The organism is Pseudomonas sp. NPDC086278 (genome assembly GCF_050280905.1).
GTDB lineage: Bacteria > Pseudomonadota > Gammaproteobacteria > Pseudomonadales > Pseudomonadaceae > Aquipseudomonas.
This window is the reverse complement of the sequence record NZ_JBNNWE010000048.1, coordinates 25782-44822: the sequence shown is the minus strand read 5'-3', so window position 1 is coordinate 44822 and position 19041 is coordinate 25782. Positions and strand designations below refer to the sequence as shown.

At 62.4% G+C, this 19041-nt stretch carries 17 protein-coding genes; 10 read left to right on the top strand and 7 right to left on the bottom strand.

Annotated elements, in window-relative coordinates; translation table 11 throughout:
- The 4 genes from kdpB to ACQKP4_RS16455 form a co-directional block, all read left to right on the top strand.
- Positions 1–1644, top strand: a 1644-nt coding sequence (kdpB, locus tag ACQKP4_RS16470; protein WP_427634722.1) for a potassium-transporting ATPase subunit KdpB, incomplete at its 5' end; no start/stop codon positions are given.
- Between the two features lie 202 nt (positions 1645–1846).
- A complete protein-coding gene (gene kdpC, locus ACQKP4_RS16465) occupies positions 1847–2392 on the top strand; it encodes a potassium-transporting ATPase subunit KdpC (RefSeq protein ID WP_427634721.1) in 546 nt (181 codons plus the stop codon).
- A 68-nt stretch (positions 2393–2460) separates the two neighbouring features.
- Positions 2461–5112, top strand: a complete 2652-nt coding sequence (locus ACQKP4_RS16460) for a DUF4118 domain-containing protein (RefSeq protein WP_427634720.1) — start codon at positions 2461–2463, stop codon at positions 5110–5112.
- A gap of 62 nt (positions 5113–5174) precedes the next feature.
- Positions 5175–5873: a response regulator gene (locus ACQKP4_RS16455; protein WP_427634724.1), complete on the top strand. Its 699-nt coding sequence runs from the start codon at positions 5175–5177 to the stop codon at positions 5871–5873.
- A 121-nt stretch (positions 5874–5994) separates the two neighbouring features.
- Here the strand turns inward: ACQKP4_RS16455 and ACQKP4_RS16450 are convergent, their stop codons facing one another.
- On the bottom strand, positions 5995–7035 hold the full coding sequence (locus tag ACQKP4_RS16450; RefSeq protein WP_427634719.1) for a patatin-like phospholipase family protein: 1041 nt from the start codon (positions 7033–7035) through the stop codon (positions 5995–5997).
- Positions 7036–7255: 220 nt separating this feature from the next.
- Here ACQKP4_RS16450 and ACQKP4_RS16445 point away from each other — a divergent pair, with 220 nt between their 5' ends.
- The 3 genes from ACQKP4_RS16445 (at position 7256) to ACQKP4_RS16435 (ending at position 9311) form a co-directional block, all read left to right on the top strand.
- A complete protein-coding gene (locus tag ACQKP4_RS16445; protein ID WP_027925691.1) occupies positions 7256–7534 on the top strand; it encodes a hypothetical protein in 279 nt (92 codons plus the stop codon).
- A gap of 46 nt (positions 7535–7580) precedes the next feature.
- On the top strand, positions 7581–8348 hold the full coding sequence (locus tag ACQKP4_RS16440; RefSeq protein WP_427634718.1) for a CHAD domain-containing protein: 768 nt from the start codon (positions 7581–7583) through the stop codon (positions 8346–8348).
- A gap of 165 nt (positions 8349–8513) precedes the next feature.
- The gene (locus ACQKP4_RS16435) at positions 8514–9311 is read left to right on the top strand and encodes an acyl-CoA thioesterase (RefSeq protein WP_427634717.1); all 798 of its coding nucleotides are present in this window, start codon (positions 8514–8516) and stop codon (positions 9309–9311) included.
- On the opposite strand, the gene ACQKP4_RS16430 is transcribed toward ACQKP4_RS16435, so the two are convergent.
- The 3 genes from ACQKP4_RS16430 to ACQKP4_RS16420 form a co-directional block, all read right to left on the bottom strand.
- Positions 9312–9677, bottom strand: a complete 366-nt coding sequence (locus ACQKP4_RS16430) for a terminase (RefSeq protein ID WP_427634716.1) — start codon at positions 9675–9677, stop codon at positions 9312–9314.
- Positions 9678–9858: 181 nt separating this feature from the next.
- The gene (locus tag ACQKP4_RS16425) at positions 9859–11340 is read right to left on the bottom strand and encodes a methyl-accepting chemotaxis protein (RefSeq protein WP_427634715.1); all 1482 of its coding nucleotides are present in this window, start codon (positions 11338–11340) and stop codon (positions 9859–9861) included.
- Positions 11341–11729: 389 nt separating this feature from the next.
- Complete coding sequence (locus tag ACQKP4_RS16420) at positions 11730–12539, bottom strand: TatD family hydrolase (RefSeq protein ID WP_427634714.1); 810 nt, start codon at positions 12537–12539, stop codon at positions 11730–11732.
- Between the two features lie 235 nt (positions 12540–12774).
- On the opposite strand from ACQKP4_RS16420, the gene ACQKP4_RS16415 reads away from it, so the two are divergent.
- The 3 genes from ACQKP4_RS16415 (at position 12775) to ACQKP4_RS16405 (ending at position 15293) form a co-directional block, all read left to right on the top strand.
- Entirely contained in the window at positions 12775–14196 is a 1422-nt protein-coding gene (locus tag ACQKP4_RS16415; RefSeq protein ID WP_427634713.1) for a transglycosylase SLT domain-containing protein, read from the top strand.
- A 105-nt stretch (positions 14197–14301) separates the two neighbouring features.
- Positions 14302–14736 carry a DoxX family protein gene (locus tag ACQKP4_RS16410; protein ID WP_427634712.1) on the top strand — a complete coding sequence of 145 codons (435 nt, stop codon included), beginning with the start codon at positions 14302–14304 and terminating at the stop codon, positions 14734–14736.
- Between the two features lie 248 nt (positions 14737–14984).
- The gene (locus ACQKP4_RS16405; RefSeq protein ID WP_427634711.1) at positions 14985–15293 is read left to right on the top strand and encodes a class I SAM-dependent methyltransferase; all 309 of its coding nucleotides are present in this window, start codon (positions 14985–14987) and stop codon (positions 15291–15293) included.
- Between the two features lie 18 nt (positions 15294–15311).
- Here the strand turns inward: ACQKP4_RS16405 and greB are convergent, their stop codons facing one another.
- Genes greB through ACQKP4_RS16390 form a run of 3 tightly spaced genes read right to left on the bottom strand, consistent with a single transcriptional unit; the run spans position 15312 to position 19031 of the window.
- Positions 15312–15809 (bottom strand): transcription elongation factor GreB, encoded by a 498-nt coding sequence (gene greB, locus ACQKP4_RS16400; RefSeq protein WP_033057207.1) that lies wholly within the window; start codon positions 15807–15809, stop codon positions 15312–15314.
- A 34-nt stretch (positions 15810–15843) separates the two neighbouring features.
- The gene (locus tag ACQKP4_RS16395; protein WP_427634710.1) at positions 15844–18348 is read right to left on the bottom strand and encodes an ABC transporter permease; all 2505 of its coding nucleotides are present in this window, start codon (positions 18346–18348) and stop codon (positions 15844–15846) included.
- Positions 18348–19031 (bottom strand): ABC transporter ATP-binding protein, encoded by a 684-nt coding sequence (locus ACQKP4_RS16390; protein ID WP_427634709.1) that lies wholly within the window; start codon positions 19029–19031, stop codon positions 18348–18350. Before ACQKP4_RS16390 ends, ACQKP4_RS16395 begins: the two co-directional genes overlap by 1 nt.
- Positions 19032–19041: the final 10 nt, after the last annotated feature.

Here is a 19041-nt window from a genome sequence, read left to right as displayed (position 1 = left end):
GTCGAAGCCGGGGAAATGATCCCCAGCGACGGCGAGGTGATCGAAGGCATCGCGGCGGTCAACGAAGCGGCGATTACCGGCGAATCCGCCCCGGTGATTCGTGAATCCGGCGGCGACCGTTCGGCCGTCACCGGCAACACCCGGCTGGTCTCAGACTGGCTGCTGGTGCGCATCACCGCCAACCCCGGCGAGTCGACGCTCGATCGCATGATTGCCTTGGTCGAAGGCGCCAAACGCCAGAAAACCCCGAACGAAGTGGCGCTCGACATCCTGTTGATCGGGTTGACGCTGATCTTCCTGCTGGTGGTCGTGACCCTGCAACCGTTCGCCCACTTCGCCAACGGCAGCCTGCCGCTGGTGTTCCTGGTGGCGCTATTGGTCACATTGATTCCGACCACCATTGGCGGGTTGCTGTCCGCCATCGGGATTGCCGGGATGGACCGTCTGGTGCGCCTCAACGTGATCGCCAAGTCCGGTCGCGCCGTGGAAGCGGCGGGCGACGTGCATGTGCTGTTGCTGGACAAGACCGGCACCATCACCTTCGGTAACCGTCGTTGCACCGCCGTGTACCCGGCACCGGGCGTGACCGCGAAGGAACTGGCAGAAGGCGCGCTGTTCGCCTCGCTGGCGGATGACACCGCCGAAGGCAAATCCATCGTCGAATACCTGCGCGGCACTCAACCGCAACCCGAGCCGGCCAGCGAGTTGCTGACTGCCGTGCCGTTCAGCGCCGAAACGCGTCTGTCCGGTGTCGACTATCAGGGCCGGGTGTTTCGCAAAGGCGCGGTGGATTCGTTGCTGGCCTTTGTCGGTCTGAAACGCGCCGATCTGGCCGCGCCGCTGTCCCGTGAAATCGACAAGATCGCCCAGAGCGGCGGCACGCCGTTGCTGGTCTGTGCCGACGGCAAGTTGCTCGGTGCGATTCACCTCAAGGACGTGGTCAAGCCGGGGATTCGTGAGCGTTTTGCCGAGCTGCGCAAACTGGGGATTCGCACGGTCATGGTGACCGGCGACAACCCGCTGACGGCGGCGGCGATTGCGGCCGAGGCGGGTGTCGATGACGTGCTGGCCGAAGCCACGCCGGAGAAAAAACTGGCGCGCATTCGTCACGAGCAAAACGACGGTCGTCTGGTTGCGATGTGCGGCGACGGCGCCAACGACGCCCCGGCACTGGCTCAGGCCGACGTCGGCATGGCGATGAACGATGGCACGCAAGCCGCACGCGAAGCGGCGAACATGGTCGACCTCGACAGTGATCCGACCAAGTTGCTGGACGTGGTGCAGATCGGCAAGGAATTGCTGGTCACCCGTGGCGCGCTGACGACCTTTTCCATCGCCAACGACGTGGCCAAATACTTCGCGATTCTGCCGGCGCTGTTCGCTTCGATTTACCCGCAACTGGGCGTGCTGAACATCATGCACCTGACCAGTCCGCAGAGCGCGATCCTCTCGGCGATTGTGTTCAACGCCTTGATCATCGTGGTGCTGATTCCGCTGGCACTGCGTGGCGTGCGGGTGCAGGCCGCCAGTGCGGCGGCGTTGCTGCGCCGCAATCTGTTGATCTACGGATTGGGCGGGATCGTGGTGCCGTTTGTGGGCATCAAAGCAATCGACATGCTGTTGACGGCGTTGCATCTGGTTTGACGAGCTGTCAGGCAGCGCGAGCTTTTGTGGCGAGGGGGCTAGCCCCCGTTCGACTGCGAAGCAGTCGCCAGCCCACTGCAGGCGATAGGCCTGAAGAAATGAGATTGCAGGTTATAGGGCTGCTGCGCAGCCCAACGGGGGCAAGCCCCCTCGCCACAGCGTGGGGCTTGTGTCTGTATTCACTGAATTCGAGGATTTTGAAATGTCCACAATGATACGTCCGGCCTTGAGCCTGCTGGTGCTGATGACCCTGATCACCGGCGTCGCTTATCCCTTGGTGGTCACCGGTGTCGCGCAGGTGGCGTTCCCCGATCAAGCCAACGGCAGCCTCGTGCGTGACGCCGACGGCAAGGTGCGTGGCTCCTCGCTGATCGCCCAGGATTTCGTCGGTGACGCCTGGTTTCATCCGCGCCCATCCGCCGGTGCTTTCGCCACCGTGTCGAGCAGTGCGAGCAACCTGGCACCGAGCAACCCGGCGCTGGCCACTCGGGTGATCGACGATGCCAACAAGCTGCTGGTGCCGGGGCAGGGGCCGGTGCCATTGGCGCTGCTGACCACCTCCGGCAGCGGTCTCGATCCGCACTTGCCACCGGCCGCGATTGCCTATCAACTGGCGCGTGTTGCGGCGGCGCGGAATTTGCCGGTGTCTACGCTTGAGCAATTGCTGAACGCGCACATCGAACAGCCGCTGGTTGGGCCGCCGGTGGTGAATGTATTGGCGCTGAATATGGCGCTGGAAAACCTGTAGATCGGTGTTGCTCGCGAAGGCGGCCGCTCAATCACCACCTCAACACCTGAAAGAAGAGAACTTCAAGCATGAGTGACTCCGGCCGCGCCGACGCGCTGTTAGCAGACCTGCCCCGCGATGGCCGTGGCCGGCTCAAGGTTTTCCTCGGCGCCGCGCCCGGTGTCGGCAAGACCTACGCCATGCTGCAAGCGGCTCATACGCAACTGCGTCAAGGGGTGAAAGTCATCGCCGGCGTGGTCGAAACTCACGGCCGCGCTGAAACCGAAGCGCTGCTCGGCGGACTTCCGCAGCAGCCGTTGGTGCGCTCGGAATACCGTGGCGTGATGCTCGAAGAAATGGACCTCGACGGGCTGTTGGCGGCCAAGCCGAAACTGGTGCTGGTCGACGAACTGGCGCACAGCAACGCCCCCGGCAGCCGACACGCCAAGCGTTGGCAAGACATCCAGGAATTGCTCGCCGCCGGCATCGATGTGTTCACTACGGTCAACGTCCAGCACCTCGAAAGTTTGAACGACCAGGTGCGCGGGATCACCGGTGTGCAGGTCCGCGAAACGCTGCCGGACTGGGTCCTGCAAGAAGCCTACGAACTGCTGCTGATCGACTTGCCGCCGCGCGAGTTGCTTGAGCGCCTGCGCGACGGCAAGGTCTACGTGCCGGAGCAGGCGCGGGCGGCCATCGATGCATTTTTCACCCAGACCAACCTTACCGCCCTGCGCGAGATGGCGATGCAAACCGCCGCCGCGCAGGTCGATAACGACCTGGCGCAAGGTTATCGCCAACTCGGTCAAGCGGCCCCGGCGGTGCGCGGTCGGCTGCTGGTCGGCGTCGATGGCGATGCGCAGGCCGAGCGGCTGGTGCGGCACGCCAGCCGCGTCGCCCAGCGCCGGCATCTGCCCTGGAGCCTGGTGCATGTCGACAACGGCAGTGTGCGTGACGAGCAATCGCGTCTGCGCCTGCAAAGTGCCCAGCAATTGGCCGAGCGTCTGGGCGGCGAAGTGGTGTTGCTGCGTGCCGGTGAAGTGGCCAAGACCCTGATTCAGCACGCCGCCGAACGCCGCGCCAGTCTGGTGCTGGTCGGTCAATCGCGGCAGCGTTTGCGTCGACGGTTGTTCGGTGGCGGCCTGGCCTCACGCCTGCTGCGCGATGCGCGCGGGTTGGAAATCAACGTCCTCGACAGCGATCACCCGCAGCATCAGCCACGCCAGCGTTCGACACAGTCGCTGGTGTGGTTCGACTACGCGTTGGCGGTGGTGGCGACGGTGTTGGCCAGTGCCTTGGCCTGGGCCGTGGCGAGCGTGTTGCCGCTGCCGAATATCTCGCTGGTGTTCCTCGCCGCCGTGTTGCTGGTGGCGGTGCGCAGCAGCCTTGGCCCGGCGTTGGTCTGTGCGGGCCTGTCATTTCTGACCTACGACTTTCTGTTCATTCCACCGAATTTCTCTTTCAGCATTCAGCGCGAAGAAGACGTGCTGACGTTGCTGTTCTTCCTGTTGATGGCCGCGCTCACCGGCAACCTCGCGGCGCGCCAGCGGCGACAGTTGCAGGCGCTGCGTGACACGCAGGAAGAAACCAGCGAACTGCTCGATCTGTCGCGCAAACTCACCGCCGCCACCGATCGCCAAGCCGTGGTCAGCGCCGCCGCGCAACACCTCAACGGCTGGAGCGACCTGAAGCTGTGCCTGCTCAACCGCGACGGCCAGGGCGGCTGGAAAGTCGAAACCGGTGGTCCGCTGGAGTTCTCTGAAGCTGAACGCGCGGCTGCTGATTGGGCCTGGCAACACGATCAGCCGGCAGGCGCCGGTACCGGCACGTTGCCGCTCGGACGTTGGTGGTGGTGGCCGCTGTCGGTTGAAGACGGCCCGCTGGCGCTGCTCGGCGTGTGTGCCAAAGAAGGCCAGACGTTGAGCGGCCAGCGCCGGCGTTTGCTCACGGCACTGAGCCAGCCGCTGGCGCAGGCGCTGGCCCGCGCGCAACTGGCGGAAGACCTGGAAGCGGCGCGGTTGCACGGCGAAACCGAACAACTGCGCAGCGCCTTGCTGGCGTCGGTGTCCCACGATTTGCGCACGCCGCTGACCTCGATGCGCGGCAGCATCGACAGCCTGCTGGCGCTTGGCGAAGCCATCCCGCTGGAGGATCGTCGCGAGCTGCTCGAAGGCACTCGCGATGAAGCGGAACGCCTCGACCGCTACATTCAAAACTTGCTGGACATGACCCGCCTCGGTCACGGCGCGCTGAAGCTGGCGCGGGACTGGGTGTCGCCGGCCGACATCGTCGGCAGTTCGCTCAATCGGCTGCGTGCGGTGCTGGCGCCGTTGCAGGTCAGCACCGACGTGCCGCCGGAGTTGCCGTTGCTGTACGTGCACGCCGCGCTGATCGAACAGGCGTTGGTCAATGTCCTGGAAAACGCGGCACGCTTTTCGCCGCCTCACGGGCGTTTGCAACTGCGCGCCGGCGCCGACGACAGCGAATTGTTTTTCTCGGTCAGCGACGAAGGGCCGGGGATTCCGCAGGAGGAGCGGGCGAAGATTTTCGACATGTTCTACACCGCCGCGCGCGGTGACCGGGGCGGGCAGGGCACCGGGCTCGGCCTGGCGATTTGTCAGGGGATGGTCGGCGCGCACGGCGGGCGGATCAGCGTGGCGGAGGGCATTGAAGGACGCGGCACGTGCATCACACTTCACCTGCCGTTGCAGGCGCAGCCGGACGCAGAAATTGAAAGTTGAAAGTGAGCGCCGAAAGTGAAGCCTGATACCCTCTGGACATCTCCATGCCGCGATCAGAAACCATGAGCCAGACCGCGACCATCCTGGTCATCGACGACGAACCGCAGATCCGCAAATTCCTGCGCATCAGCCTCGTCTCACAAGGCTACAAAGTGCTGGAAGCCGGCACCGGCAACGAAGGGCTGGCGCAGGCCGCGCTGAACAAACCGGACCTGCTGGTGCTCGACCTCGGCTTGCCGGACATGGACGGCCAGCAAGTGCTGCGCGAGTTCCGCGAATGGTCGACGGTGCCGGTGCTGGTGTTGTCGGTGCGGGCCAGCGAAGGGCAGAAAGTCGAAGCCCTGGATGGCGGCGCCAACGACTACGTGACCAAGCCGTTCGGCATTCAGGAGTTTCTTGCCCGAGTGCGCGCATTGTTGCGTCAGGCCCCGGTGGGCGAGGCGCAACAAGCGGCATTGACCTTCGGCCCGTTGACCGTGGACCTGGCGTATCGGCGGGTGTTGCTCGACGGCACTGAAGTGGCGCTGACCCGCAAGGAATATGCGGTGCTGGCGCAACTGGCGCGACACCCGGGGCGGGTGATCACGCAGCAGCAATTGCTCAAGGACATCTGGGGGCCGACCCATACCGAAGACAGCCATTATTTGCGGATCGTGGTGGGGCATTTGCGGCAGAAACTGGCGGATGATCCAACCCTGCCGCGGTTTATCGTGACCGAGGCGGGGGTTGGGTATCGGTTGTTGAGCGAGGGCAGTCTTTGACGCTGTATTGCCTGAACTGGCGCCTTCGCGAGCAAGCCCGCTCCCACATTTGACGGTGTACACAGATCCACTGTGGGAGCGGGCTTGCCCGCGAAGGGGCCCTGCCATTCACTCGAGAACCTCAGGCCTCGCGCTCACTCTCATACCGATCCAGCGTATCCCGCGCAATCTCCCGTCCCAGCGCGATCAACTCCGGCGCTTTGTAGAACTCAAAAAAACGGCAAACCCGCTTCGGCACGTTGATCAGGATATCCGGCGGATACCCGGCAATCTTGTACTGCGCCAGCGACGTCTGCATCACCTCGAAACTCTGGTTGATCAAATCCAGCAAGGATGCCGGCCCGACGTTGTCGATGATGAACGATCCCGTGGCCGACTTCGGCGCCCCTTCGCGCTCGGGCGCAGCGGCCGGTTGCTGCGCTTCGGGTGCTGCCGACTCGATCCACGGATTGATCTCGGCCGCTTCGGCCATCAACGCTTCCTTCTCCAGCAACAGTAATTGTTCGGCCTGCTTGCGGCGGAACGGCAACTTCGACCCCAGCGAGTTGATCAAGCTGTCGAAACGGCTCTTGAACGCTGGCGGGCGCTGGATGACCGGCAATTGGTAATGGCGCTGGTTGGTGGAGTTGAGGTTGACCGCGATGATCAGGTCGCAATGACTCGACACCACCGGCACGATCGGCAACGGGTTGAGAATGCCGCCGTCCACCAGCATGCGATTGCCCTGCATCACCGGGGTAAACAGGCTCGGGATCGCCGCCGAGGCGCGCATTGCCTGGTGCAGGCAACCTTCCTGGAACCAGATTTCCTGCTGATTGGTCAGGTCCGTAGCGACCGCCGTGTAGGGAATGCGCAGGTCTTCGATATTGATCTCGCCGACGATCTTGCGGATCTGCCCGAAGACTTTCTCGCCGCGAATCGCACCCAGGCGAAAACTGACGTCCACCAGCCGCAAGACGTCGAGGTAATCCAGGCTTTCGATCCAGTTGCGATAGTCGTCGAGTTTACCGGCGGCGTAGATCCCGCCGACCACGGCGCCCATCGAGCAGCCGGCAATGCAGGCGATGTCGTAACCTCGCCGTTCGATCTCTTCAATGACCCCAATGTGGGCGTAGCCCCGGGCCCCACCAGATCCCAGTACCAGTGCGACGCGCTTTTTCATGAATCGCCCTCGTCTGACAAGGCTCAACAATGCACCCATCGAGGGGCGCGCTTCAATCGCTATGGTCGCGCGAGGAGCCAGGGCGTCGTTTTTTCGACACTCCGTGGCGGCAGCCGCGTATTCTTGCCGGCGCTACAGTTTTGGTGGCGCGGGCCAGGCACTTTTCCCGTGCCAGGCCGTCATACCTGCACGACTGTTTACCTATTTTGAGGTGTTATCGATGAAAGCCTGGATCTGTGTGCCTTTGATTGCCTTGGCGCTCGCCGGTTGTGCTGGCAAAACGGCTTACCGTGAAAGCTGCGGCAGCCAGATCGACGCCGCCTGGCATGAACTGGACCTGGCCAAGGCCGAAGGTTTCGCCGGGACCGTCAGCTATTCGAAGGCGCTGTCGTTGCTGACCGGTGCCAAGACCCAGCAGCAATTCGAAGCCTACGAAGGTTGCACCAGCAAGGCCGAGAAGGCTCGCTTCTACATTCGTGAGTCGCGCGCCGGCCGTTGAGGCATGATGGCGTGATTCGGGGGCAATTCGGTTCAGGGAGCAAGCGATGTCTGCGTTGGTTGATCGGTTAGTGGCTCATGTGTTGGGCCTTGAAGTCCGTTTGCTGGCCTGTCAGGCACGCTTGAGTGCCCGCACCGACCCTGAAGCGTTGCACGATCTGCGCACCACGGTTCGCCGTTTGCGCAGCCTGCTGCGACCGCTTCGCGGCTTGCCCGGCGTCGAACAGCTGGAAGCGGCGGCCTCGGCGGTGGGCCAATTGACCACGCCGTTGCGCGACCGTGAGGTGTTGGCGGCGTACTTGCTCGAACACGAGCAACCCGAGGCGGCGCAGCGGCGCATGGCGCAAATGGCCGAGGCTTATCCGGCGGTGGCGACCAGTGCCGAGGTCACACAATTGCTGATGATCCTCGACGCCTTCCCGCGTTTTCTGCGTGCCTCCCAGCGTCAGGGCTTGCTCAAAGGCCTGCGCAAACGCATCGAAAAACGCCTGGCCAAACAATGGAAAAAACTCGACCACAGCTTGCATGATCCGGCCCATGACCGTCATTTGCTGCGCCTGCTGATCAAGCGGGTGCGCTACGGCATTGAAGCCTATCCCGAACTGGACCGCCTGCCTGAAGCCGCGTTGCCACATTTGAAGGCGGCGCAAGCGGCCTTGGGCGATTGGCACGATTGCTGGCAGTGGCTGGCCCGCGCTGAAGTGGAAGCCGATTTGCGGCCTTGCGTCGCGGTCTGGAAAACCACCATGGCCAAGGCCGAACGGCGCGCAGATCGCGTACTCGACAAACTCGGTGCGGCCTGTTTCAACGCCTGAAGCCTGGCAATCCCAATGCGGGAGCAGGCTCGCTGCCACAGTGGTTCGGCGTGAATTTGCTCGAGACGCGGCTTTTCTGTCAGTCAATTTGGCCGGAATGGGCGCTGTGTCGCTTCCTTCAGGTCGATAAGATCCCTTCACCCTTTTCTGCTCATTGAGGTTTTCATGCGCTTTTCCGATCTGCTCGACGCTGTTCGCAGTCAGCCGCTGGCGCTGTCCATTCCGGCCGAATGGGGGCAGGGGCGGGCCAGTTTCGGTGGCCTGGTCGCCGCGTTGCAGTTGGAAGCCATGCGCGCAAAAGTGTCGGCGGAGCGCCCGGTGCGTTCACTGGCCATTACCTTTGTCGGCCCTGTCGAGCCCGAAGTGCCGGTGAGTTTCGAAGTCGATGTGCTGCGCGAAGGCAAGGCCGTCAGCCAGGTGCTGGGGCGGGCGATGCAGAAGGGCCAGGTGGTGACGTTGATTCAGGGCAGCTTTGGCGCCTCGCGGCCATCCGAAGTGGCGGTCGCCGCTGAGCCGGCACCTGAAATGAAGCATTGGGACGAGTGCCCGGAGCTGCCTTACATCAAAGGCGTGACCCCGGAATTCATGCGGCATCTGGCAATGCGCTGGGCGGTGGGCGGCATGCCGTTTACCGGCAACACATCCCGTACGATGGGCGGCTGGGTGCGTTTGCGCGGGGATGTGCAGGAAGAGCGCGTCAGCGAATCGCATCTCCTCGCACTCGTTGACGCGTGGCCGCCGGCGGTGTTGCCGCACCTGAAAAAACCGGCGATGGGCAGCACGCTGACCTGGACCATCGAATTCGTTCAGCCGCTGATGGAACTCAGCACGCTGGACTGGTGCAAATACCTGGTTGAAATCGAGCACGCGGCCGACGGCTATGGTCACACGGCCGCGAAGCTATGGAGCGCGCAGGGGCAATTGATCGCCATGAGCCGGCAGACCGTAACGGTCTTTGCCTGATCAGTGACGACGGTGGCGTTCACGCCAGGCGCGCCACCAGCCGCCGCTGAGCAAAAACCGGGGAAAGGTCAGGAACTGCTCGACCAGCAAGCGCGATACCGCGTCTTTGCGGTCGGTGAACGGCTCGGCGGCTTGCGCCTCCAGGCTGTGACCATGGCGCTGCAAACCCAGCGCGGCGAGCAGGCCGATCACGCCGACGGCGATGTTCAAGAAGCTCAAGCCGAAGACCCCGGACACAATCAGCAGAAACGCCACGATGAACAGCGGCACGGCAATCAGGTGCAGCACCAGATTGGTCGGGTGCTGGTGATTGTTCGGGTAGGCGCGCCATTGCCAGGCGGGAAGGTTGGGGTGACGTTTGCCCATGATGCTAATCCTCGATCCATGCTGAACACAGGCTTGAAGAATAGGCGGGGCATCGAAGCGCGGCGAATCGAGGTTGGCTATGGGATTGATAGCGGACACGTTCAAGACGAATGTCAGCCGGCCTGACGCTGTCGCCGCCCGGAGCAAGCCAGCTGCGGGCGGCGTTCCGACGATGAGCATCTCAGAATTTCAACTGCCCGATGGCCTTGCTCAATTCCCCGGCCAGCGTCGCTAATTCATTACTGGTCGTCGCCGAATCCACGGTCTGGCGCACGGTGTTCTCGGTCACATCACGAATGCTCACCACGGCCCGGTTCATCTCTTCCGCCACGTGACTCTGCTGCTCGGCCGCCACCGCAATCTGCGTGTTGCTTTCACGCATCTGCGCCACCGCACCGGTGATTTGCGCCAAGGCGACGCCGGCCTCCTGAGCCTGTTGCACGCAATCGTCAGCCTTGAACGAACTCTCTTGCATGAAGTCCACCGCGTCGCGCGTACCGGCCTGCAACGCGGTGACCATGACCGTGATTTCATCGGTCGACGCCTGCACTCGCTTGGCGAGGTTGCGCACTTCGTCGGCGACCACTGCGAAACCGCGCCCCATGTCACCGGCCCGCGCCGCTTCGATGGCCGCGTTGAGCGCCAGCAAATTGGTTTGTTCGGCAATGCTGTGAATGACACCGACGACGCCGTTGATCTTCTGACTGTCCTCGGCCAGGCGCTGGATCATCTCGGCGGTTTGCTGCACGCCGGTCGACAACCCGGCAATCGACGCTTGCACCCGACTGACCACGGCCTGACCGCTGCCCGCCAGCGCGTCGGCACTTTGCGACAGGTCGCGGGTGGCGCCGGCGTGTTGGGCAATGTGATAGACGGTGGCGGTCATTTCATTGATCGCGGTGGCGGCTTGATCGGTTTCACTTTGCTGGCCGAGCATGCCGTGGCGCACTTCGTTCATGCTCGACGCCAACCGCGCCGCGCCCTCATCCAACTGCCGGGCGGTGCTGGCGACGGTGTTGACCACTCGCTGATAACCCGCCTGCATGGCGTTGAACGCGTTGGCCATCTGCCCGACTTCGTCCGTGCAGGCGAGCGGCACGCGGGCCGACAAGTCACCGGTTTTCTCAACGTGCAGCATCACGTCTTTCAAGGTGTTGAGCTGGCTGAGCAGGAAGCGGATCAACAACTGCGATGCGCCGAGCATCGCCAGCATCAGGATGAACACCGCCACCGCGTAGTTGGCAAAACGTTCGCCGAACACTTGGCTCAGGCTGGGGCCATAGGCGACGACGGCAACGTGCTGACCGTCGGGCCGGGTGAAAACCTCGGCGCCCATCAGCGGGTTATCGCCCAACAGCGGCATCGCATTGATTTCGACCCAACCGTTACTGTCGGACACCAGCAGAATCGGCTGCCCGTTCAGGCTCGGCGACTGTCCGCGATTGAACGTCAGCAGGTTCTCGGCGCTGGGCAACGGCTGACCCGCAGGCCACGCGCCAAGTAACCGCGCCTGCGCCTGGGCGTTCGCTTGCGACGCGTGGCTGCGGGCCTGTTGTTCGAGTTGCACGGCGTACAACACCAACAGCAGGGTGGTGACAAAGGCGACCGCGTTGACCGCCCAGAACTTGTACTTCAGCGAGATGTTGCTAAGCCAGGCACCCATGGAAGGTTTTCTCTGAAAGCGGAAACAGCATTGGCAAGGTGCCAGCATTGTGCCGTTACTCAGGTGCCTGGACTTTGATGCAGGTCAATGTGGGAGCGAAGCTGTGGTGAGGGGGGCTGTGGTGAGTTGAGTTGCTGTGGTGAGGAGGGCTGCTGTGGTGAAGGGGTTTGTTGTGGTGAAGGGGTTTGTTGTGGTCAGGGGGCTTGCTGTGGCGAGGGGGCTTGCCCCCGTTGGACTGCGCAGCGGTCCTGGATCTTGATTTTTCGGGGCCGCTTCGCGACCCAACGGGGGCAAGCCCCCTCGCCACAGGCCCTCTCACCACAGCAAGCCCCCTGACCACAGCAACCCTCTGGCCAAAGGTTGCTTGCTTCGGCAGGGGGGCGCTGAGATTACTGGGCGATTGCAGGCAACCCGAAGAATGCCCGTGCACACGCAGTGGTATGCGCCGCCAGGTCTTCCTCGGTTTCCCCGCGATGCACCGCCACTTCACGCAATACTTCAGTCAAATACGCCGGCTCATTGCGACCGTTTTTCGGTTTGGGTCGCAAGCTGCGCGGCAACAGGTACGGCGCATCGCTCTCGAGCATCAAGCGTCCGCGTTTGATTTCCTTGACCAGCGGATGCAAATGAGTGCCCCGGCGCTCGTCGCAGATCCAGCCGGTAATGCCGATGTGCAAATCCAGATCGAGGTAGCTGAACAGCGCCTTTTTCTCACCGGTAAAGCAATGCACTACCGCTGCCGGCAATTGATCGCGGTAATCGCGCAGGATTTCCAGCAGTCGCTGACTGGCGTCGCGTTCGTGGAGGAACACCGGTAATTGCAGCTCCACCGCCATCGCCAAGTGCTCTTCGAGAACTTTTTCCTGCTGCGGTCGCGGCGAGAAATCACGATTGAAATCGAGCCCGCATTCACCGACGGCCACGGCGTTCGCTTCGTTGAGCACGCTGCGCAGGCGCTGGGCGCTGTCGGCGTTCCAGTCGCTGGCGGAGTGAGGATGAATACCGGCGGTGGCGAACAGCCGTTGCGCCGTTTCGTCCAGGTGCCGGCATAGCTCCAGCGCCTGTTCGCTGCCTTCGACGCTGGTGCCGGTCAGCACCAGTTGGCAGACCCCGGCGGCGTACGCGCGGTCGAGCACCGCTTGATGTTTGTCGGCGAAACTGGGGTTGGTCAGGTTGACGCCGATATCGATGAGTTGCATGGTGCTACCTCGGACCAAAGGCCGGAAAGCATATCAGAGCTGTAGATTTATAAGAAAAGCCAAGAACTACAACGAGTTAAAGCTGTCTCTTGATGCCGCGAGACAGGTCAGGGTGGTCAAGGTGCCACCACTGTGCCAGTCTTTCGCACTTTGCCAGCGCTCATGGCGCTCTGTTTCTGACGTCCGATTTCATGATTTTTTTGGAAATCGGCCCAGTAATCTTTCCGGAGAGTGGATGACACGTCCCTCGATTTTGCTACTGCTGTGTGGTTCGTTGCTGCTGCCGATGCCGGCGGTCGCACGTCTGGCCGGCCCGCTGCAAGCCGTGCCGGCGGCCAAGGTCCGTGATCTGGCAGAGATTCGCAACAGTCGCGTGCTGCGGGTGCTGGTCAACCAGAGCCGTAACAGCTCGGGCGAAGTCCAGGGCCAGGCCATCGGCATCGAATACCACCGCTTGCGTGCGTTCGAGCAATACCTCAACGGCCATGCCCGTGACGGTCAGGAAATCACCCTCAAGATCATCCCTAAATCCAAAGATCAATTGCTCGGGGCGTTGCAGCGCGGGGAGGGCGATCTGGTCGCGCCGGGGGAATTGCTCGATTTGCAGGCGGGCCACGCCGTCAGCAGCAGTGAACCGATTGCCAGCAACATCCCTCTCGTGCTGGTCGGCATCAAGGGTGAGCGGCGCTACACCAAAGTGGAGCAGCTCTCGGGTAAAACCCTGGCGTTGCCCACGGGCAGTGCGGCCGGGGAGGCGATCAGCCAGATCAATTCAAAGCTGGCCTTGCACAAACTGGCACCGGTGAAAGTCGAATGGGTCGACCCCAGCCTGGCGGTCGAGGATGTGCTGGAGATGGTTCAGGGGGGGATTTTTCACCTGACCATCGTCGAGCAACCGATTGCCGAGCGCTGGGGCAAAATCCTGCCGAAGTTGCGCTTTGATCGCCAAGTGCTGATCAGCGATCCGGGCGAGGAATACTGGTTCGTGCGCCGCGATGCCTCGATGTTGCGCGCGAGCATCGATCGCTTTCTGACGACTTACAAGAAGCCGTCGGATCAGGATGCCGCCTTCCTGCGGATCTATCGCCGCTTGTATCAAGTGCACTATCCACTGGCCAAGGCTGATCGCCAGCGCCTGGAAAAACTGCGTCCGGTACTGCAAAAACACGCCGACGCCCAAGGCATGGACTGGCTGAATCTGGCCGCGCTGGCGTTCAAGGAGTCGGCGCTGCAACCCAGTGCCCGCAGTGGCGGCGGCCCAACCGGCCTGATGCAAATTACCCCGTCCGCTGCCCAGCGGGTCGGGGTCAATAATATTCAGGAACTCGACGCCAATGTGCAGGCTGGCGCCAAGTACCTGGCAATGATTCGTCGCAAGTTCTTCGCCAGCCCCAAACTCAATGAACGCGAGCGCATGGCGTTCGTGCTGGCGGCCTACAACATCGGGCCGGAGCGGGTCCAGGGTATGCGCGCCGAGGCACGGCGGCGCGGGTTGAATCCAAATCAGTGGTTTTTCCAGGTCGAGCGGATCGCCATGGAGCAGGTGGGCATGGGGCCCGTCAGCTATGTTAATAGCGTGAACAAGTATTACTTGGCGTTCGACCGTGAGCGGGCGTCGTTGGAGCCTCAGGGACAGAAAGTTGCCTCACGGAAATGATCGGTTAAATTGATATTTATGCTGCAATAATTGCGCTTCAAACATTAAATTAACCGATTAATATAGCGACCAACCAACACACAATCACACAATGGATGACACAGCATGAGCTCACTGATCAACAAGGTACTGTTTACCCGCGCCGGTTTCGGCCTGACCGTGGTACGCATCGTTGTCGGGATCATCTTCGCGGCCCACGGCTCCCAGAAACTCTTCGGAATGTTTGGTGGTTATGGCATTGCCGGCACCGCGCAATACATGGAAAGCCTCGGTCTGGCACCGGGTCACCTGATGGCGATTCTGTCCGGTGGTACCGAGTTCTTTGGCGGCCTGGCGCTGATCATTGGCCTGCTGACACGCCCGGCGGCATTGGGGCTGACTTTCCTGTCGCTGGTGGCCATTTTCTCGGTGCACATCCATAACGGGCTGTTCATGGCCAACAACGGTTACGAGTTTGCCCTGGCGCTGCTCGGTGGCAGCATCGCAATCCTGATCGAAGGTGCCGGCAAGCTGTCGGTTGACCGCGCGATCACCGACTGACCGCTCTGGCTCAACGAAAAGGCCCGCAATCTGCGGGCCTTTTTTGTTGTGCGTCATTCTTGACACTGTCCGGTCAGCTTCTCTAGGATGTTGCCCATGCGCCGATTTAAACAGCTACTTGCGGGGCGCCAGGTGACTCATCCAGTTGCCGACAGAAGCCTGAAACAGGCTTCGAAATACCGCTAAAGCGCTGGTTCGGTGTTGCCTCTCACCTGCCATGCAGACATTTGAGGCTGAGACACGACACGATGAATGCACTAAGCCCCGTTGTACGCCCCGCGCCGATCACGGCCCACCTCACCCAGCGCAATCCAAAAATCCTGCTTGGCGGTAAACATCAGCCGACGCTGTTGCGTTATCTGGATGGCTGGCCACGTCGTACCGGCGGGCCCGCAGCCTTCCTGATCCAGTTTGTCGAAGACGGTGGATCACTGGCTCGATTCGCCAGCGACAGTTTCGATCTGGCGGTGATTCAATCGCCCAGCCTTGACGACGCGCCGCAAGTGATCAAACAACTGACTCGAGTTGCCCGACAAGGCTTGATCACCCGCCGCTGAGTGTTAGCGCTTTGCCGCTTACAGGTATTCGATTGCCACGATGTACACGCACTGCTCACCGGTCGGTGTCTGGACCCGGACTTCGGCGTCCAGCGCCTTGCCGATCAGGGCGCGGGCGAGGGGCGAGTCGATGCTGATCAGGCCCAGTTTCAGGTCCAGTTCATCAGGGCCGACGATGCGGTAGCGTGACTCTTTGCCGTCTTCATCTTCGATGGTGACCCAGGCGCCGAAGTAGACCTTGTTCGGATCGCTGGGCTTCTCGCTGACTACCTTGAGCGCTTCGAGGCGCTTGGTGAGAAACCGCACGCGACTGTCGATCTCGCGCAGCATTTTTTTGCCGTAGGTATATTCGGCGTTCTCGGAGCGATCGCCTTGCGCGGCGGCCTCGCTCACCGACTGCGTCACCTGTGGCCGACGCACATGCCAAAGTTCATGAAACTCGGCCCGCATCCGCGCTTCACCTTCGGGGGTGATCAGCGCGGTTCCGGCGGTGCGAGGAGGGCGATAGCGGCTCATGGCAACTTCTTGTGAGGGCGAAGGGCTGAGTCTATCAACCCTCGCGCAGCACTGTCAGGGGGCTGGCGTTCAGCGCGCGACGCGTACCGAAGACGCCGGCGCCACCGATCAGCACCGCGCCGATCAAAGGCAACACCAACAGCCACGGATGCGGGTGCCACGGCAGGTCGAAGGCGTAGCGGTACAACACCAGGCTCACCAGTTCCGAGCCTAGCGCCGCCAGCAATCCGCTGACCGCACCGAGCAGACCGAACTCGATCCGCCGGGCCTTCACCAACAATTGCCGCTCGGCACCCAGCGCTCGCAACAGCGCACCTTGGCGAATGCGTTCATCAAGCGTTGCCTGCAAGCCCGAGAACAGCACTGCCATGCCGGCCGCCAACACAAACAACAACACGTATTCCACCGCCAGAGTGACTTGGGCGAGGATGCTGCGCAGCTGCTCCAGCAAGGCTTCTACTTGCAGAATGGTCACCGCCGGGAAGCTGCGGGACAAGTCGACAATCTGCTGATCGTGACCCGCCGCCAGATAGAAACTGGTCAGGTACGTCGCCGGCAAATCCTTCAGGGTGCCGGGTTGGAAGATCATGAAGAAGTTCGGCTGGAAATTGTCCCAGTTGATCTCCCGCAGGCTGGTGACTTTCGCTTCGCGATTAACCCCGCCGACGGTAAACACCAGGTGATCGCCGAGCTTGAGCTTCAGACTTTCGGCAACCTTGCCTTCGACCGACACGCCCGGAACGTCGTCAGCCGGTTGATCGCTCCACCAATTGCCCGATGTGAGTTTGTTGCCTGCTGGCAGGTCCGCTGCCCAGGTCAGGCTCAGGTCGCGCTGGATCGCTCGATCACCCGCCGAATCCTTGCTGACGATGTCCTGCACCGGCTCGCCATTAATGCTGATCAGCCGCCCCGGCACCACCGGATAAAGTGGCGCTGATTGTGCCGACAGTTCGATCAGGCGATCAGTGAACGCCTGTTTGTCGGCGGGCAGGATGTTCAGCGCGAAATAGTTGGGCGCATTTTTCGGCAGCTGGTTTTGCCAGGTGTCCAGCAGCTCGCCACGTAACAATGCGATCAACGCCATCGACAGCAGGATCAAACCGAAGGCCAGCGACTGGCCCGCCGCCGCCAGTGGGTGACGAAGCAACTGGCCCAGGCCCAGACGCCACGGTAGCGAAGCGCGAGCGAGCAGCCGGCGCAGGCTGTTCAGTAGCAGCAACAGCAAACCGCCGAGCACCACCGCAGCAATGACGCCGCCACCGAGCAGGGCGAACGTCAGCACCAGATCCAGGCTCAGGCGCCACATGATCAGGCCGAGTGCGCCCAATGCGGCGCCATAGACCATCCAGGTGCTGGACGGAATCGGCAGCATGTCCCGACGCAACACCCGCAGCGGCGGCACCCGACCCAATGCGGCGAGCGGTGGCAGCGCAAAACCGGCCAGCGCCACCAGGCCGGTGCCGATCCCGGCAATGGCCGGAAACAGGCCGCCCGGTGGAACATCGGTCGGCAACAGGTCATGCAACAGCGCAAACAGCCCCAGCTGTGCGAGCCAGCCAATCAATGCGCCGCTGAGGCTGGCGAGCAAGCCGAGCACCGCCAACTGCAAACTGAACAGCACCATGGTTTCCCGACGGGACAGACCCAGGCAACGCAGCAATGCACTGGCATCAAATCGACGTGTGGCGAAGCGCGTCGCCGACAACGCCACCGCGACACCGGACAGCAGGACTGCCACCAGACTTGCCATGTTCAAATAACGTTCGGCCATGCCCAGTGCGCCACCGATTTGTCGGTTGCCGTCGCGAGCGTCTTGAATGCGCTGGTTGGCGGCGAGGCCAGGCTTGATCAATTGCCGATAGATTTCCAGCGCTTCGGGCTTGCCGCGCCAGAGTTCGCGGTAACTGACCCGGCTGCCGGGTTGCACCACGCCGGTCGCGGCGAGGTCGCTGAGGTTGATCAGCACACGCGGCGTCAGGCTGTAGAAATTGCCGGCGCGGTCCGGCTCGTAGGTCAGGACTCGCGCCAGTTTCAGGGGGCGCATGCCGACGTCGATGCTGTCGCCGATCTTCAAGTCCAGCGCGGTCAGCAGTCGGGCTTCGACCCACGCTTCACCCGGTTGCGGTCCGCCGCCGGATGTTTCCGGGGCAAAGGGCGCCGGGGCGCTTTTCAGTTCGCCGCGTAGCGGGTAGACATCGTCTGCCGCTTTGATGCTGGACAGCTGAATCCCGTTGTCAGTGGCGATGACGCTGGAAAACTCCACCACTTGCGCATGTTCGAGCCCCAGCTCAGTGCCGCTTTTGATCTGCTCGGGGCGCGCCGGCGAGCTGCCCTCCAGCAGCAGGTCGGCACCGAGAAACTCAGTGGCACGCAACATCATGGCGTCGTTCAAACGCGCGCCGAAATAGCCGATGGCGGTGCTCGCCGCGACGGCAACCACGAGGGCGAAGAACAACACGCGCAACTCACCGGCGCGGGCGTCGCGCAGCAATTGGCGGATAGCAAGACTGAACAGGCGCAACAGCGGCAGGCGTGCCATCAAGGCTCCAGAGGGGCGACCAGCAGGCCGGCTTCAAGGCGGATCAGGCGCCGGCAACGATGTGCCAGGCGTTCGTCGTGGGTCACCAGTACCAGGGTCGTACCGCGTTCCTGGTTGAGTTCAAACAGCAGATCGCTGATGCGCTCACCGGTGTGGCTGTCGAGGTTGCCGGTGGGTTCATCGGCAAACAACACGTCCGGCTCGGCAGCGAACGCACGGGCAATCGCCACGCGCTGCTGTTCACCGCCGGAGAGCTGGCGCGGCGAGTGAGTCAGGCGCTGGCCCAGGCCAACCCGTTGCAGCAATTCGGTGGCGCGCGCCCGGGCGTCTTTACGACCGTCGAGTTCCAGCGGCAGCATGACGTTTTCCAGCGCATTGAGGCTGTCGAGCAACTGGAAGGACTGGAAGACAAAACCGACGTGTTCGGCGCGGATGCGCGCGCGCTGGTCTTCGTCGAGAGTGCTCAGGCCTTGCCCGGCCAGCGTGACCTCGCCACTGCTTGGCAGGTCAAGACCGGCGAGCAAGCCGAGGAGGGTAGATTTGCCGGAACCGGACGCGCCGACGATGGCCAGGCTGTCGCCCTTGTTCAGTTCCAGGCTGAGTTCGTGCAGGATAGTCAGTTCACCTTCCGCGCTGGGAACCACTTTGCTGAGGTTCTTCGCGGTGAGAATGCTTGAGCCCATGGAGAATCCG

What these genes read in the sequence shown, in the direction of transcription:
- ACQKP4_RS16410 (WP_427634712.1), top strand. Translation starts at nt 14,302, where the DNA reads ATGAGCTCACTGATCAACAAGGTACTGTTTACCCGCGCCGGTTTCGGC.
- ACQKP4_RS16440 (WP_427634718.1), top strand. Translation starts at nt 7,581, where the DNA reads ATGTCTGCGTTGGTTGATCGGTTAGTGGCTCATGTGTTGGGCCTTGAA.
- ACQKP4_RS16405 (WP_427634711.1), top strand. Translation starts at nt 14,985, where the DNA reads ATGAATGCACTAAGCCCCGTTGTACGCCCCGCGCCGATCACGGCCCAC.
- ACQKP4_RS16450 (WP_427634719.1), bottom strand. Translation starts at nt 7,035, where the DNA reads ATGAAAAAGCGCGTCGCACTGGTACTGGGATCTGGTGGGGCCCGGGGC.
- ACQKP4_RS16435 (WP_427634717.1), top strand. Translation starts at nt 8,514, where the DNA reads ATGCGCTTTTCCGATCTGCTCGACGCTGTTCGCAGTCAGCCGCTGGCG.
- ACQKP4_RS16455 (WP_427634724.1), top strand. Translation starts at nt 5,175, where the DNA reads ATGAGCCAGACCGCGACCATCCTGGTCATCGACGACGAACCGCAGATC.
- kdpC (WP_427634721.1), top strand. Translation starts at nt 1,847, where the DNA reads ATGTCCACAATGATACGTCCGGCCTTGAGCCTGCTGGTGCTGATGACC.
- ACQKP4_RS16395 (WP_427634710.1), bottom strand. Translation starts at nt 18,348, where the DNA reads ATGGCACGCCTGCCGCTGTTGCGCCTGTTCAGTCTTGCTATCCGCCAA.
- ACQKP4_RS16420 (WP_427634714.1), bottom strand. Translation starts at nt 12,539, where the DNA reads ATGCAACTCATCGATATCGGCGTCAACCTGACCAACCCCAGTTTCGCC.
- ACQKP4_RS16460 (WP_427634720.1), top strand. Translation starts at nt 2,461, where the DNA reads ATGAGTGACTCCGGCCGCGCCGACGCGCTGTTAGCAGACCTGCCCCGC.
- ACQKP4_RS16390 (WP_427634709.1), bottom strand. Translation starts at nt 19,031, where the DNA reads ATGGGCTCAAGCATTCTCACCGCGAAGAACCTCAGCAAAGTGGTTCCC.
- ACQKP4_RS16445 (WP_027925691.1), top strand. Translation starts at nt 7,256, where the DNA reads ATGAAAGCCTGGATCTGTGTGCCTTTGATTGCCTTGGCGCTCGCCGGT.
- greB (WP_033057207.1), bottom strand. Translation starts at nt 15,809, where the DNA reads ATGAGCCGCTATCGCCCTCCTCGCACCGCCGGAACCGCGCTGATCACC.
- ACQKP4_RS16425 (WP_427634715.1), bottom strand. Translation starts at nt 11,340, where the DNA reads ATGGGTGCCTGGCTTAGCAACATCTCGCTGAAGTACAAGTTCTGGGCG.
- ACQKP4_RS16430 (WP_427634716.1), bottom strand. Translation starts at nt 9,677, where the DNA reads ATGGGCAAACGTCACCCCAACCTTCCCGCCTGGCAATGGCGCGCCTAC.
- ACQKP4_RS16415 (WP_427634713.1), top strand. Translation starts at nt 12,775, where the DNA reads ATGACACGTCCCTCGATTTTGCTACTGCTGTGTGGTTCGTTGCTGCTG.